This window comes from Streptomyces polyasparticus (assembly GCF_014493765.1).
GTDB classification, from domain to species: Bacteria; Actinomycetota; Actinomycetes; order Streptomycetales; family Streptomycetaceae; genus Streptomyces; species Streptomyces polyasparticus.
In genome coordinates, this window is the sequence record NZ_JACTVJ010000006.1 from 296,509 (window position 1) to 311,218 (window position 14,710).

Here is a 14,710-nt window from a genome sequence, read left to right on the forward strand (position 1 = left end):
ATGGCCACCACGACCGCCCTCACCACCGCGCCCGCCCGCACCCGCGCCGGATCCGGCCTGTGGCGGGCGATCCGCGGCAACCGCAAGGCGCTCGCCGGTACGGTGATTCTCTTCGTGTTCACGCTGATCGCGTTGTTCCCCGGCCTGTTCACCTCCGTGGATGATCCGAGCGAGCTGGCCTTCGAGCCCCGCCTGGAGCCGTCCACGGCGCATCTGCTCGGCACCACCGGACTCGGCCAGGACATCTACTCCCAACTCATCCACGGGACAAGGGAGTCGCTCGTCATCGCGGTGGTCGCCGGAGCGCTCGCCACCGTCCTCTCCGTGCTCGTCGGCGTCTCCGCGGCCTACCTCGGCGGCATCGCGGACGATCTGCTCTCGCTGCTCACCAATGTCGTCCTCGTCATCCCCGCGTTCCCGCTCGTGATCATCCTCGCCAAGTACGCGGGCACCGGCTCCCTCGCCGTGATCCTCGCCGTCCTGGTCTTCACCGGCTGGTCCTACGGCGCCAACCAGCTGCGCGCGCAGGCGCTGTCGCTGCGCAACCGGGAGTTCCTGGAGTCGGCGCGGGCACGTGGTGAACGCCGCTCGTACATCATCGTGCGTGAAGTCCTGCCGACGATGACCTCCCTGATCGTCGCCAACTTCCTTGGTGCGGCGCTGTATTCACTGCTCACGGCCGCCGGACTGCAGTTCCTCGGCCTCGGCGACCCGAACTCCGAGAGCTGGGGCACGATGCTCTACTGGGCCCAGAACCAGCAGGCCCTGCAGACCGGCCTCCCGCTGTGGTCGCTCGCCCCCGGCCTCTGCGTCGCGCTGCTCGGCGTCGCGTTCGCCCTGGTCAACTATGCGTTCGACGAGATCGGCAACCCCGCGCTGCGTCCGGTGCGAAGGAGGCGGAAGCGTGCCTGAACCTCTGCTGTCCGTACGGGATCTCAGCGTGGTGTACGAGACCGTGCGCGGACCGGTCACCGCGGTCGACAACCTCCAACTGGAAGTGGGCGAGGGCGAGTTCGCCGCCGTCGTCGGCGAGTCCGGCTGTGGGAAGTCCACCCTGCTCTTCGCCATCGCGGGTCTGCTCAACCCACCGGCCCGTATCGCGTCCGGCTCCGTTCTCTTCCGCGGCGCGGACCTGGTGACGATGACCGAACGCGAGCTCAACGAGCTGCGCTGGCGCGACTACTCCGTGGTCCTGCAGTCGGCCATGAACGCACTCAATCCGGTGGCCACCCTCGCCGCCCAGTACAAGGACGCGATGGTCGCGCACGGGACGCACACGAAGGAGGAGATCCACGCCCGCAGCATGGAAGTGCTCCGGCTCGTCGGTATCGACCCCGTCCATCTGCGCAGCTATCCGCACCAGCTCTCCGGCGGCATGCGGCAGCGCGCGATGATCGCGATGGCGCTGCTGCTCGCCCCCGACCTGGTCATCATGGACGAGCCGACCTCCGCGCTCGACGTGGTGGCCCAGCGCTCCCTCATGGTGCAGATCAAGGAACTGCAGCAACTCCTCGGCTTCGCCGTCGTGTTCGTCACCCACGACATGTCCCTGGTCAGCCACTTCTCCGACCAGCTCCTGGTGATGTACGCGGGGCAGGTGGTCGAGCAGGGACCGACCCGCACCGTCTTCGACTCGCCCTCTCACCCGTACAGCCGGGGCCTGTTGGAGGCGTTCCCGTCGATCCGCGGCCCGCGCGTGCCGCTGCGCGGCATCCCCGGCAGCCCGCCGGATCTCGCGGCACCGCCGCCCGGCTGCCGCTTCCACCCGCGCTGCCCGCTCGTCTTCGACCGGTGCGACACGGTGCCGCCGGCGCTGTACGAGGTCGGCGCGGCGTACTCGCGATGTCTGCTCCATGCCCCGGCGGCGCGGGAGGTCACCTCATGACGCTCCTGGAAACCTCCGGCCTCACCCGGCACTTCAAAGTCGGTACGGGGCTGTCGCGGCGCCTCCTGCACGCGGTCGACGAGGTGGATCTGACGATCGGGGAACGCGAGATCGTGGCCCTGGTGGGGGAGAGCGGCAGTGGGAAGTCCACACTCGCGCGCCTGATCGCGCAGGTGTACAAGCCGTCGGCCGGTGAAATCCGTTACCAGGGACGTCCGTTGAGCGCGTTGCGCGGCCGCCGCGACCGGCTCGCGTACCGCGGCGATGTCCCCATGGTCTTCCAGGACCCCTTCTCCTCGCTCAACCCCGCGTATCGCGTCTCGCACGGCATCCTGCGCTCCCTCACACTCCACCGGCCCGAACTCTCCCGCGCGCAAAGGGATACGGAGGCCGAGCGGGTGGTCGAGGCCGTCGGTCTGACGCCCGCCGCCGACGTGCTCGACCGCTACCCGTACGAACTCTCCGGCGGCCAGCGCCAGCGCATCGGCTTCGCCCAGGCACTCGCCCACCGGCCGAAACTGATCCTCGCCGACGAGCCGGTGTCGATGCTCGACGTCTCCATCCGCATCGGCCTGCTCAACGTGATGGCCGAGCTGCGCGAGAACGAGGGTGTCTCGTTCCTCTACATCACGCACGACATCGCGAGCGCGCGCTATCTCTCCGACCGGATCGTCGTCATGTACGGCGGCCATGTCGTCGAGACCGGACCCACCGAGGAGCTCCTGGCCCGGCCGCGGCACCCCTACACCGAGCTGCTCCTGTCCGCCGTCCCCGATCCGCGCGCCCCGCTCGACGTGGACGCCGCCACCGCGAAAGCGGACCCGCCCGTGGTCATCGACCCCGTCCCCAGCTGCCGCTTCCGCGCCCGCTGCCCGCTCGCCGAGGACATCTGCCACCGCGTCACCCCCCGGCTGCAACCGGTCGGCCCCGAGCACACGGCCGCCTGCCATGTCACCGCGCCGGGGACCGCCACGTGACGACACCGCCCTGGAACCGCCGGCGCCTGCGCAGCAACAACGAGTGGCTGCTCCTGGAGCGGCTGCGCCTGGAGGGCCCGGCCTCGCGGGCCCAACTCGCCCGCGAAAGCGGCCTGTCCAAGCCGACGGTGTCCTCGGCGCTCGCGGCCCTGGAACGGGCCGGCCTCGTCCGCGAGGCCGGCACCCACGCACAGAGCCGTGGCCGGGTGGCCGTTCTGTACGAGCCCGATCCGCGCGCGGGCTTCGTCCTCGGCATCGACATCGGCCGCGCACGTCTGCGTACGGCGGTGGCGGACCTGTCCGGCGAGATCGTGGCGCGTACGGAGGTACGCAACCGAGGCCGCAGCGCCCTGTCGGTCGCGGACGCGGCCGTGGGATGCGCCGAACAGGCGCTGGCCGAGGCCTCGTTGACCCCGGCCGACATCGTGCGCACCGCCGTCGGTACCCCCGGCGTCTTCGACCGGCCCACCGGGCGCGTACGGTACGCCGTCAACCTGCCCGGCTGGGGACGCCCCGGCCTGATCGAACGGATGCGGGACCGCCTCGGCACCCCGCTGTCCGTGCACAACGACGCCAACCTGGCCGCACTCGGCGAGTACACCTTCGGCAGCGGCGCGGGCAGCAGGCTCTTCGTGTACGTCCTCATCGGCACCGGACTCGGCATGGGTGTCGTGGCCGACGGCGAGCTCTTCCTCGGCGCGCACGGCGCGGCGGGCGAGATCGGCTACCTCCCGCTCGACGGCGTCCCCGCCACCGGCACGGCCCCGCGCCGCGGTCTCCTGGAGGACGCGGTCTCCGCCGACGGCGTGGTCCGCGCCGCCCGCGAGCTCGGCATGACCGGACCGCTCACCGCGAAACGCGTCTTCGACGCGGCCCGGGCCGGCGCACCCGCCGCGCTCGCCGCGGTCCGCCAGGAGGGCGAGCGGCTCGCGCTCGCGGTGGCCTCCGTGAGCGCGGTCCTCGACCCCGACCTGGTGGTGCTCGGAGGCGGCGTCGGACGCGGCGCCGACCTGTTCCTCACCACGGTCACCCAGACCCTGCACCGCCTCACGCCGCTGCGGCCCCGTATAGAAGCGAGCACCGCGGGCGACGACGTGGTGCTGCTCGGTGCGCTCACGCTGGCGGTCCGCGCGGCCCGGCCGGAGGTGTTCGAGCGCCGGACGGGAGGGGCCTGAGGGCGGTCCGGGGGTGAACCAGGGCGGTCCGGGGGTGAACCAAGGGCGGAGTGAGGGCCTCCATTCCTTATTGCGTATGATTTGCAAGTGCCTGATTACCGCATACGTGCCGCCACGGCCGAGGACGTCGACGCCGCGCGCTCCGTCATGCTCGACACGGTCTACCGCGATTTCGGCACGGGCTACGTGCCGCGCTGGCACGGGGACATCATCGATCTCGACGGTGCCTACCTGCGGCCCGAGCGGCACACCCTGCTGGTAGCCGTCGACGAGACGGACGGCAGCGTCGTGGCCACCGGAGCGCTGGACGCGCGCGGACCCCAGCACCCGCCGAACCCCCAGTGGATCGCCGAACGCTTCCCGTCCGGCGGGACCGCCCAGCTGCGCCGGATCTACGTGCGGCCCGAGCACCGGCGGCAGGGTCTCGCCGGACGCCTGGTGCGGGCGCTCGTGGACTTCGCCGTCGAGGACGGCGGCTACCGCCGGATCTATCTGCACACCGACCCCGGCGTCCCCGGCGCCGAGGGCTTCTGGCGCTCGCTCGGCAAACTCGTCTGCGACGAGCGCGAGGCCCCTGGCGGCGTACAGGTCATGCACTTCGAAGTCCCGATGGAGCGGTGAAGAAACCCTTGCGCACCCCCTCTCGCCGTCGGCTGCTCGCCGCGCTCGCCCTCACTCCGCTGCTCGCCGGCTGCTTCGCGTCGGGCGGCGGCGCCTCCTCCGCCACCGGCTCGGGCGACGCCCGGCTGCGGGTCGCGATGGCCTTCCCGCCCGCCGAGAACTACTCGCCCTACGGGGCGGACGGCACGCTCCTGAGCCGGCTCGGGGTGACCGAGGGCCTGACGAAACTCGACGCCAACGGCAGCGCCGCCCCCGCACTCGCCACCTCCTGGCAGAAGGAGGACGGCGACAGCTGGCTGTTCACGCTGCGCGAGGCACAGTTCCAGGACGGCTCCCAGGTCACCCCCGCGGCCGTGGCCGGCGCCCTGACGAAGGCAGGCGCCGCCGAGCCCGTCACCGCGGCCCTCTCGGGGATCTCGCTGGCCGCCGAGGCCGAGGGCGCCGACAAGGTGCGCATCACCACCAGCACCCCCGACCCGGCCCTGCCGCTGCGGCTTCCAGCCCCGGGCTCGCGATCCTCTCCGCGAAGGCCTACGCCGAGCCCGGCAAGGTCGACGCGGTCGGCACCGCCACCGGCCCCTTCGAGCTGGCGAAGACCACCGGCTCCACCGCCGCCACCCTCGAGCGGTTCGACGACTACTGGGGCGGACGCGCCCAGGCCGCCGGGATCGACGCCCGGTTCATCGCCGACGGCACCGCGCGTGCCAACGCGCTGCGCACCAAGGAGATCGACCTCGCCGAGGCGATCCCCGTGGCCCAGGCCGGCGCGCTCGACAAGGGCACCGCGAAGGAGACCGCCACCGCCCGCACCACGAGCCTTCAACTCAACACCAAGAGCCCGGTGTTCAAGGACGCGGGCCTGCGGGCCGCCGCGCGCGAGGCCATCGACACCAAGGCCATCGCCGACGGCGTCTACGACGGACACGCGGATGCGGGCGCCGGTATCTACGGACCGGCGCTGACCTGGGCCGGGGCCAAGCGCGACCAGCCCGAAGGGCGCGCGGCAGCCAAGGACCCGAACGGTGCGGCCATCACCCTCGCCACCTACGACAACCGGCCCGAACTCCCCGAGGCCGCCCAGGTGATCGAGCAGCAGCTGGAGAAGGCCGGCTTCAAGGTGAAGCTGGAGGTGCGCGAGTCCTCGCGGATCGAAGGCGACGCTCTCGACGGGAAGTTCGACGCGTTCATCGGCGCGCGCAACACCATGCTCGACACCGGCGACCCCGTGTCCGTACTCGCCGGCGACTACACCTGCAAGGGCTCGTACAACCTCGCCCTGCTCTGCGACAGCGGTGTCGACGCCGCCGTCGAGAAGGCCCGGAACGAATCCGACACCGACAAGCGCCAAGAGGCCGCCATGGCCGCCGAGGCCGCGATCCTCGGAACCGACGCCGTCGTGCCGCTGGTCCACCAGCGGATCGTCACCGGCGTCGCCGACGGAGTGCAGGGCGCGGTCCTCGACCCGTACGAGCGCAGCCTCGTCGCCACCGGAACCCGGCGCTGACCCATGTCTCTCGGGAGCCGCGGGGCGGCGCTGCTGTGGCGCGCCGCCCTCACGGCGGCGCTGGTCTGCGGGATCGGCCTGCTTCCCTGGCTGTCGCGCACCGACCCGGCGCTCACCGTGCTGCGCGCGCGGTCCGCCGAGCGCACCCCGACCCCGGAACTCCTCGACGCGATCCGCGCCCAACTCGGTCTGGGCGAGGGCCCGTTCCACCTGCTCGGCCAGTGGCTGAGCGGGCTCGTACGGGGTGACGCGGGGCAGTCCTGGATCTCCGGCGACGCCGTACTGCCGTCGGTGGTCGAAGCCCTCGGGGTTTCGCTGCTCCTGATGGCCGCCGCACTCCTCGTCGCCTGTCTGACCGCCTTCGCGGTCTGCGCCCGCACGCTGCGGCTCGGCGCACGCAGACGCCTCGGCGGCCGTCGCGGCACGGGTGGGGCGGCCGCCGTCGTGGTCGCGCTGCCCGAGTTCCTGATCGCGTCCGTGCTCGCCACCGTCGTCGGCGTACAGCTCGGCTGGCTGCCGGCGCTCGGCTGGTACGGGCCGCAGTGGATGGTGCTGCCCGCGCTCGCCCTTGGACTGCCCGCCGGAGCCCTGCTCGGCCGCCTCGTCGCCGACCTGCTGCCCGGCGCGTTCGCCGAACCCTGGGCACAGGCCTCCTTCGGACGCGGTGTGCCCGGCCGTCGTATCGCCGCCCACGCGCTGCGCCGCTGCGTGCCCGGAGTGCTGCCGAACCTCGGCCTGTTCGCCGTCGGCCTCACCGGGGGAGCGGTCGCCGTGGAGCAGGTCTTCGACATCCCCGGCCTCGGCCGCACCACCCTGCAGGCAGCACTCGCCCAGGACCTGCCCGTCCTGCAGACCGGCGCGCTGCTCATGGTGCTGCTCGCCGCCGTCGTGTCGCTCCTCGCGCGCCCGGCCTCCCGTCGGCTCGTCGGACGCGCGCTCACCGACGGCGCGCTGTCCTCGCTGCACCGCGCGGGACAGGGCACCCGCAGTTTCCTGCCCTGGACATACGGAGTGGTCCTCGTCGCCCTCGTCGGCATCGGACTGCTCCGCGATCCGCTGGCCCTGGACACCACGGCAAAGCTCCAACCGCCTTCCTGGGCTCACCCGTTCGGAACCGACGCGCTCGGCAGGGATATGATCGCCCGCGTGTCCCACGGCGCACTGACCACCCTCGCGCTCGCGCTCGCGATCACGACGGTCTGCTTCGTCGCCGGAGTGCTGCTCGGCCTCATACCCCGCATATCCGGCCCCTTGGCCGACACCCTCAACGCCATCCCCGCCGTCCTCGCCGGACTGCTCGTCGCGGGTGTCGCGGGTGGCGGCTCCCTCACCCCGGCGCTCGCGGTGGCCGCCGTCGCCTGGACGCCGCTCGCCGCCCACACCTCCGCGCTCCTGCAGCAGGAACGCGCCGCCCAGCACGTACTGGCCACGCGCAGCCTCGGCGCCGGACGATGGCATCTCCTGCGCCGCTCCCTGCTGCCCGCCGTACTGCCGTCCGTCCTGCGCCATGCCGTACTCCGGCTGCCCGGTGTCGCCCTCGCGCTCGCCGCGCTCTCCTTCCTCGGGCTCGGCGCCCAGCCGCCCTCGCCCGAGTGGGGACTGCTGCTCGCCGAGAACCAGCCGTACGCGGAGCAGGCACCCTGGACCGTGCTCGCACCGGCCCTCGCCCTGATGCTGCTCGGCGCCCTGGCCGTCAGTGCGACGGGCGGCGCCCGGATGCCGCGCAGACGGCGCGCGGAAGCGATGGTCCCCGCATGACCACCTGGCGCTCGCTCTCCCCGCTCCTGCGTCTCCTCATCGGCACCCAATTCGCTTTCAACCTCGGCTTCTACGCCGTACTGCCCTACCTGGGCACCCACCTCGGCTCGGCCATCGGCCTGGCCGGCTGGCTGGTCGGCTTCGTCCTCGGCCTGCGCACGTTCAGCCAGCAGGGCCTCTTCGTCGTCGGCGGCGCCCTCACCGACCGCTACGGCGTGCGGCCCGTCGTCCTCATCGGCTGCGTCCTGCGGATCGCCGGCTTCGTCTGGCTGGGCTTCGCCACACAGCCCTGGGCCGTGATCTGCGCCGTACTGCTCATCGGGTTCGCCGCCGCGCTCTTCTCACCCGCGGTGGAATCCGAGGTCGCACGGCAGGCCGTGCTCTGGGAAGAGGCGGGCAACGGCCCCCGTACGCGGGTGCTTTCGCTGCTCACGGTCGCGGGCCAGGCCGGCGCGTTCATCGGCCCGCTGATCGGCGCGCTCCTGCTGGCCGTGGACTTCCGCACGGCCTGCCTTGCGGGTGCGGGGGTGTTCGTGATCGTGCTCGCCGGGCATGTGTGGCTGCTGCCGCAGCGCATCCCCGGCCGCGAATCCGTACCGGTCCGCGGGGGCATGGGCCCGCTCCTGCGCAACCGCCGCTTCCTCGCGGTCTGTTCGGCCTTCGCCGCGTACCTCCTGGCGTACAACCAGCTCTATCTCGCGCTCCCTCTGGAAGTCGAACGGGTCACCGGCTCGCAGTCCGCGCTCGCATGGCTCTTCGCGCTCTCCTCGCTCCTGGTCGTGACCCTCCAACTGCCCGTCACCCGCTGGGCCGGCGACCGCCTCGACCTGCGCTGGTCGATGGTGTGCGGTCTGGTGCTCGTCGGCGCGGGGTTCGCCGTGGTCATCCCCGGCTGGGGAGGTCTGGCCCCTTCGGTGGTGCTCATCGTCCTCCTCACCCTCGGCCAGATGCTCATCCTCCCGTCGGCCCGCGCATGGCTGCCCGAACTGGCCCATGAGGGACGGCTCGGCCTGTACGTGGGGGCGATGTCGTCCCTGTCGGGCCTGGCGGTCCTCGTGGGCAGCTCCGCGGTGGGAGCACTCTTCGACGGCGGGGTGTCCCGGTGGGTGCCGTGGGCCGTGCTGGCGGTGCTGCCGGTGGTGGTGACGGTGGTACTGCCTCGGCGGGAGGTGGTGGAGGTTGCGGGGAGCCGGGCTGGGTCTCCGTCGGAGGTGCCCTCGTCCTCGTCCTCATCCTTGCCTTCGCCTTCGTCCTCGCCTTCGTCCTCGCCTTCGTCCTCGCCTTCATCCTCATCCTCGTCCTCGTCGGGTTAGCGGGGCGGGCGGTCGGTCTGACCTGGGCGTCAGCCCTTCGTGGCCCGGTCACCCCTGGGAGTGGCGCGCCGCTTTGGCGGTCCGGCGGTCTGGGCCCGTAATCCCCGGCCCGGTGCCCGTAAGGGTGAGTGACGATTGCCGGATAAGCCGAACCCTCTGCCAGGGTGCTCGGCCATGACAAGTGATCACCCTGATCTGCGGGTGCCGACCACGGAGTTGGGCCGGTTCGCCAAGGCGCTGCACGACTCGGTGGAGTCGCTCGACGAGGCACGGCGGGCGCTCGGCCACGTACGCGCGGACCAGATCGGGACGGCTGATCTCGACGCGGCCTGCGACTCCTTCCAGGAGTCCTGGGCCCACGGCGCCGAGCAGCTCGGCGAGCGGATCGGCCGCATCCAGTCGGCGGTGGCGCTCAGCCACAACGGGTACGTCGAGCTGAACCGGGCTCTCGCGGAGGCGTTCCGGGCGGTGAAGGTCGATGGGTGAGGTGGGTGCGGCCGGGTCTGCGGCCCTGTATCCGAACCTGGGATTCGACCCCGTGCCCGGGAACCCCGGTGAGATCTCCGCTCTGCAGAAGCAGGTCGCCAAGGCGGCGAAGTCCCTCGGCACGGCACACGAGCTGGTGGACCGGCTGCTGCGGTCGGCTTCGTCGTGGCAGGGCGAGGGCGGCGACGCCTTCCGCCGTTCACTGTCCGAGGACCTGCCACGACGGCTGCTCGACGCGCACAAGTCGCTGTCGAAAGCGTCGGGTGCGCTGCTGCGGTGGCACGACGGGGTGGTCGAACGACGCGTCCTCGCGCAGGGGTACGAGGACCGCGCACGGTCGGCCGCGTCGGCGCTGCGAGCGGCGGAGGGGCGGCGCGCGGAGGACCCCGAAGGACTGTCGTCGGCGCGGGATGCGGTGGGGGATGTGCTGCGGCTTGCGCGGGAGCTGGAGGGAGCGCATGCGGAGGCGGCGCGGGCCGTGTCCCGAGCGCTCGACCTCGCGGACGATGGGTTGGCTCCGGAGGAGCCGGGGGCTCTCGACAAGGTTGTGGCTTTCCTTGAGGAGGATCTCGGTGACTATCTGTCGGTAGCGGCTTCCGTCGCCGGGCTCGCGGCCGTGATGGCGACGGCGCCCGTCGGAGTCGCCATCGCCCTGACGATCGCCGCGACGTCGAGCGCCGGCGCGTTCGCTCTTCACCTCAAGGACCCACAGATCCGTGACGCGGTCTGGCGCGGGTTCACCGAGGGCAAGCTCGACGCCAAGTTCTGGGACGGCGCGGTCACGCTTGTCGGTGACGGCATCGGGGCTCTGCCGGGCATCGGCCTTGCCGCGGGTGGTGCGAAGGGTGCGGTCACCGCCGTGAGAGCGGCGGGCTCGTTCGATGACGCGGTCCGGGCCGGCGCCGTCGGTCTCGTGGACGGCGCGAAGGCGACAGGACTCGAGATGGCCACGGTGACGAATCGCGTAACCGATTGGGCGTTGCACAGCGCCGGCACGCGTACGAAGGACGCGGTCGAAGTGGGGATTGCCACTACCGGTGTGGCGACAAGCGTGGGGGATGTGACTCCGCTCAAGGACGAAGAGGTCTACGAGACCGCGGCTCCGGCCGTTGACGGTGCCCGCATCGCCGTGGAGGACATCCCGAGCAACTTCGCGCGTGTGGCTCACGCCGCGACAAGTCTGTGAGGACGTCCATGGAAGCTTCACCACCTCTGTGGTTCCGGCTGCCACCGGGATACCAGCCTTTCGACCCGGCGAGCCTGACACCGGTGCGCGCTCACGCGCCCGAATGGGTTGGCCCGCTGGACGAGATTTTTCGATGCGGAACCTTCTACGCGGCGCTCGGTTTGCACTGGACCGACGTGAACGAAGTCGTCACGACCTCGCTGTTCACCCTGTCCGCCATCCGTACGTCGGTGCGGGATCCCGCGGTCGCCGCCGCCCGGGCACTGGTGTCCCGCGCACGTTGGCCGCATTGGACCGCGGAGACCAGCGAGCTGCGCACCATCGCACGGGCAACACCGGCGGCCTTCACCGCCGGTGTGCTGCGATGCGGTGACGTGGACGCCGTCAGTGTTAGCCAGGCTGCCTACAGCTTCTTGGTTCCTGGTGCAGCGTCGCTTGCGACAGCGGCGTTGACGACCCCCGACCTGGCGCAGGCAGAGGCGTACGCCGAGATCCTCGGTGCCGTGGCCGACACGATCAGCTTCGAAGAGCCGGCATCCACGCCCGCACCGCGCCAACCCCTCTCTCGCATCTCGGAGTTGCTCACATGACTCACCTCTCCCTCGCCAAGACCGCGATGGACGAACCGGCCACTGCGAGCAGCGTCAAGCGCGCCCGTGAGCGTGGTAGGAAATGGACCCTGGTGGTGCTCGTCACCATTGCCGCAGGCATGGCCGTCGGCTATGCCTTGTCCGCCACCAGTTGGTCGGTACTGCCGTTCATCTGCTCGATGGTCACGGCCTTTGTGTCCCTGCAAGTGGGCTTGGCGTTCGCGTACAACGCTTGGCAGGCGCGTCGCATCCTGCGCGCCTACCCGTGGCAGGCGCTGCCGTGCGAGCGGGTGGACAGCCCGGGGAACTATCGCATCCGCGTCGAAATGACGGGTTCGGGAGCGGAGTTGCTCCTGCAGTCTGTGGCCTACAGCTACCCGGTTGCGCTGCGCGGCGGCGATCAGCCCCAGGCCATCTGGTACGCAGGGCCGCCCACCGGTAAGGGCGTTGTCTCGCCCGTCGGCGGGCATCTGCCGTACCGCGTCATCGTGGTCAGGCCCCTTCCTGGTGACGTGGTCCCGCACCAGCCACATCGTCCGGGATACCGGGCCACCCGGCAAAGGTGATCCGCCAGCGCGGAGATTGAGCAACTTCGCGTAAGCCATCGGCACATATTCCAGCCAGCCCCGCACGACCCGTTGACCATCGATCACCACCACCCCTAAGTTCCGTTCGAACTGTCGACCATCGTTCGAAATATCGGACAAGGAGATGAGGTATCCGAATGGCACGCAGAAGACTGCGGCTCGGGGTGACCGTGGCCGCACTGCTCGCCGGGACGCTGGCCGCGCTGCCCGGTCACGCCGCCGAGCCCGAACCCGTGGACTACACGCTCGAGGTCGACCCGACCCGCACCGGCGCGCGGATCGACGACTCGATGTACGGCGTCTTCTACGAGGACATCAACCGCGCCGCGGACGGCGGCCTCTACGCCGAGCTCGTGCAGAACCGCTCCTTCGAGTACGACCCCGCCGACCACGCCTCGTACACCCCGCTCAGCTCGTGGCAGACGAGCGGAACCGCGGACGTGGTGAACGACAGCGGGCGGCTCCATGAGCGCAACCGGAACTACCTGAAGCTGGGCGGCGGTTCGTCCGTCACCAACTCGGGCTACAACACTGGGTTCGCGGTCCAGAAGGGCAAGCGGTACGACTTCTCGCTCTGGGCCCGTACCGATGCGGGCGCTGCCGTCACCGTGAGCCTGGGCGACGCCGCCGGCTCCCTGGCCGAGGCGGGGCGGATCTCCGCGCGCGGCGGCTGGACCAAGTACAAGCTCTCCTTCACCGCGACGCGGACCTCCACCACCGGGCGCATGACCGTCGCCACGGACCGTCCTGCCGCCCTCGACATGATCTCCCTTTTCCCGCGCGACACCTACAAGGGACGCGCGAACGGGCTGCGCAAGGACCTGGCCGAGAAGATCGCCGCGCTCGATCCCGGTTTCCTGCGCTTCCCCGGCGGCTGTCTGGTCAACACCGGCAGCCACGAGGCGTACGAGGAGTCCTCCGGCTGGCAGCGCAAGCGCTCGTACCAGTGGAAGGACACCATCGGGCCGGTCGAGCAGCGGCCCACCAATGCGAACTTCTGGGGATACAACCAGAGTTATGGGCTCGGCTATTACGAGTACTTCCTGTTCGCGGAGGACACGGGCGCCATGCCGCTGCCCGTCGTGCCCGCTCTCGTCACCGGCTGCGGACAGAACAAGGCCACCGACGACCCGGCTCTGCTGCGCCGCCACATCCAGGACACCCTCGACCTCATCGAGTTCGCCAACGGTCCTGTGACCAGCACCTGGGGTGCCAAGCGTGCGGCCATGGGGCATCCGAAGCCGTTCGGGCTCACCCATATCGAGGTCGGCAACGAGGAGAACCTGCCCGAGGAGTTCTTCGCGCGCTTCAAGGAGTTCCGCGCCGCCATCGAAGCGAAGCACCCCGGGATCACCGTGATCTCCAACTCCGGTCCGGACGACGCCGGTCCGACCTTCGACAAGGCCTGGCAGCTCAACCGCGAGGCGAAGGTGGCGATGGTCGACGAGCACTACTACAACAGCCCGCAGTGGTTCCTGGAGAACAACAACCGCTACGACTCCTATGACCGTAACGGCCCCGAGGTCTTCCTCGGTGAGTACGCCTCGCTCGGCAACACCCACTACAACGCGCTCGCCGAAGCGGCCTTCATGACCTCCCTGGAGCGCAACGCGGATGTCGTCAAGCTCGCCTCGTACGCCCCGCTGCTCGCGAACAAGGACGCGGTGCAGTGGCGGCCGGACATGATCTGGTTCGACAACGCGCGGTCCTGGGGCTCGGCCAACTATGAGATGCAGAAGCTCTTCATGACCAACGTCGGGGACGAGGTGGTCCCCTCCGCGGCCTCGGCGACCCCCGTGCTCAGCGGCCCGATCAAGGGCGCCGTGGGCCTGTCGACCTGGGCGACGAGTGCCGCGTACGACGATGTGCAGGTCACCGACGCCGAGGGGAAGACGCTCCTGAGCGACGACTTCTCCGCAGGTGACGGGCAGTGGACCAAAGCGGCGGGTACGGGCTCGTGGTCGGTCCAGGACGGCGCGTACGTGCAGTCCGACGAGAGCGCCGAGAACACGCTGGTCACCGCGGGCGACGCGAGCTGGCAGAACTACGACCTCAAGGTGAAGGCCACCAAGAAGTCCGGCAAGGAGGGCTTCCTCGTCGCCTTCGGGGTGCAGGACACCGGCAACTACTACTGGTGGAACCTGGGCGGCTGGAACAACACCCAGCACGCGGTGGAGAAGGCGGTCGGCGGCGCCAAGCAGACGTTGGTCCAGACGCCCGGCAGCATCGAGACCGGGCGCACGTACGACCTGCGGGTGGAGGTGCGCGGGCGCCAGGTGTCGCTGTACGTCGACGGCGAGAAGTGGGGCGGCTTCACCGACGACAAGGTGGCCGAGCCCTTCCGGCAGGTCGTCACGCGGGACAAGGCCACCGGCGATCTGATCGTGAAGGTCGTCAACGCCCAAGCGTCGGCGGCGCGTACGCGGCTCGACCTCGGCGCGGAGCCTGCGTCGGGCACCGCCGCGGTCACGACGATCGCGGCCGCGCCCACGGCCGAGAACACGGAGGATGCCCGGCCCGTCAAGCCGGTGAAGTCGAAGGTCGACGGCATCGGCCGCAGCTTCTCCTATACGTTCCCGGCGTATTCGGTGACGTTCCTGAGAATCAAGGGCTGACAGGCGAGGGGGC

The 14,710-nt window shown here is 70.8% G+C and carries 12 protein-coding genes and 1 pseudogene; all 13 read left to right on the forward strand.

Going from position 1 to position 14,710, the window contains the following annotated elements; translation table 11 throughout:
* A complete protein-coding gene (locus tag H9Y04_RS13280; RefSeq protein WP_187814019.1) occupies nt 1–912 on the forward strand; it encodes an ABC transporter permease in 912 nt (303 codons plus the stop codon).
* The gene (locus tag H9Y04_RS13285; protein ID WP_308800964.1) at nt 905–1,885 is read left to right on the forward strand and encodes an ABC transporter ATP-binding protein; all 981 of its coding nucleotides are present in this window, start codon (nt 905–907) and stop codon (nt 1,883–1,885) included. The genes H9Y04_RS13280 and H9Y04_RS13285 overlap by 8 nt, the downstream gene beginning before the upstream one ends.
* Complete coding sequence (locus tag H9Y04_RS13290; protein WP_187814021.1) at nt 1,882–2,862, forward strand: ABC transporter ATP-binding protein; 981 nt, start codon at nt 1,882–1,884, stop codon at nt 2,860–2,862. The genes H9Y04_RS13285 and H9Y04_RS13290 overlap by 4 nt, the downstream gene beginning before the upstream one ends.
* Nucleotides 2,859–4,037: an ROK family transcriptional regulator gene (locus tag H9Y04_RS13295; protein ID WP_187814022.1), complete on the forward strand. Its 1,179-nt coding sequence runs from the start codon at nt 2,859–2,861 to the stop codon at nt 4,035–4,037. The genes H9Y04_RS13290 and H9Y04_RS13295 overlap by 4 nt, the downstream gene beginning before the upstream one ends.
* Nucleotides 4,038–4,124: 87 nt before the next feature.
* Nucleotides 4,125–4,658, forward strand: coding sequence for a GNAT family N-acetyltransferase (locus H9Y04_RS13300; protein WP_308800965.1), 534 nt, complete (start codon nt 4,125–4,127; stop codon nt 4,656–4,658).
* Nucleotides 4,659–4,666: 8 nt separating this feature from the next.
* A pseudogene (locus H9Y04_RS13305) lies at nt 4,667–6,162 on the forward strand (ABC transporter substrate-binding protein).
* A gap of 3 nt (nt 6,163–6,165) precedes the next feature.
* Nucleotides 6,166–7,920 carry an ABC transporter permease subunit gene (locus tag H9Y04_RS13310; RefSeq protein WP_187814023.1) on the forward strand — a complete coding sequence of 585 codons (1,755 nt, stop codon included), beginning with the start codon at nt 6,166–6,168 and terminating at the stop codon, nt 7,918–7,920.
* Nucleotides 7,917–9,233, forward strand: coding sequence for an MDR family MFS transporter (locus H9Y04_RS13315; RefSeq protein WP_187814024.1), 1,317 nt, complete (start codon nt 7,917–7,919; stop codon nt 9,231–9,233). Before H9Y04_RS13310 ends, H9Y04_RS13315 begins: the two co-directional genes overlap by 4 nt.
* Nucleotides 9,234–9,407: 174 nt before the next feature.
* A complete protein-coding gene (locus H9Y04_RS13320; protein WP_187814025.1) occupies nt 9,408–9,719 on the forward strand; it encodes a DUF6317 family protein in 312 nt (103 codons plus the stop codon).
* Nucleotides 9,712–10,905: a hypothetical protein gene (locus H9Y04_RS13325; protein WP_187814026.1), complete on the forward strand. Its 1,194-nt coding sequence runs from the start codon at nt 9,712–9,714 to the stop codon at nt 10,903–10,905. Before H9Y04_RS13320 ends, H9Y04_RS13325 begins: the two co-directional genes overlap by 8 nt.
* Before the next feature lie 8 nt (nt 10,906–10,913).
* Nucleotides 10,914–11,495, forward strand: coding sequence for a hypothetical protein (locus tag H9Y04_RS13330; RefSeq protein ID WP_187814027.1), 582 nt, complete (start codon nt 10,914–10,916; stop codon nt 11,493–11,495).
* Nucleotides 11,492–12,061 (forward strand): hypothetical protein, encoded by a 570-nt coding sequence (locus H9Y04_RS13335; RefSeq protein WP_187814028.1) that lies wholly within the window; start codon nt 11,492–11,494, stop codon nt 12,059–12,061. Before H9Y04_RS13330 ends, H9Y04_RS13335 begins: the two co-directional genes overlap by 4 nt.
* A gap of 158 nt (nt 12,062–12,219) precedes the next feature.
* The gene (locus H9Y04_RS13340; RefSeq protein ID WP_187814029.1) at nt 12,220–14,697 is read left to right on the forward strand and encodes an alpha-L-arabinofuranosidase family protein; all 2,478 of its coding nucleotides are present in this window, start codon (nt 12,220–12,222) and stop codon (nt 14,695–14,697) included.
* Nucleotides 14,698–14,710 lie beyond the last annotated feature (13 nt).

Coding starts and splice junctions, on each gene's coding strand:
- H9Y04_RS13310 (WP_187814023.1), top strand. CDS start 6,166: ATGTCTCTCGGGAGCCGCGGGGCGGCGCTGCTGTGGCGCGCCGCCCTC.
- H9Y04_RS13330 (WP_187814027.1), top strand. CDS start 10,914: ATGGAAGCTTCACCACCTCTGTGGTTCCGGCTGCCACCGGGATACCAG.
- H9Y04_RS13320 (WP_187814025.1), top strand. CDS start 9,408: ATGACAAGTGATCACCCTGATCTGCGGGTGCCGACCACGGAGTTGGGC.
- H9Y04_RS13340 (WP_187814029.1), top strand. CDS start 12,220: ATGGCACGCAGAAGACTGCGGCTCGGGGTGACCGTGGCCGCACTGCTC.
- H9Y04_RS13290 (WP_187814021.1), top strand. CDS start 1,882: ATGACGCTCCTGGAAACCTCCGGCCTCACCCGGCACTTCAAAGTCGGT.
- H9Y04_RS13315 (WP_187814024.1), top strand. CDS start 7,917: ATGACCACCTGGCGCTCGCTCTCCCCGCTCCTGCGTCTCCTCATCGGC.
- H9Y04_RS13335 (WP_187814028.1), top strand. CDS start 11,492: ATGACTCACCTCTCCCTCGCCAAGACCGCGATGGACGAACCGGCCACT.
- H9Y04_RS13280 (WP_187814019.1), top strand. CDS start 1: ATGGCCACCACGACCGCCCTCACCACCGCGCCCGCCCGCACCCGCGCC.
- H9Y04_RS13325 (WP_187814026.1), top strand. CDS start 9,712: ATGGGTGAGGTGGGTGCGGCCGGGTCTGCGGCCCTGTATCCGAACCTG.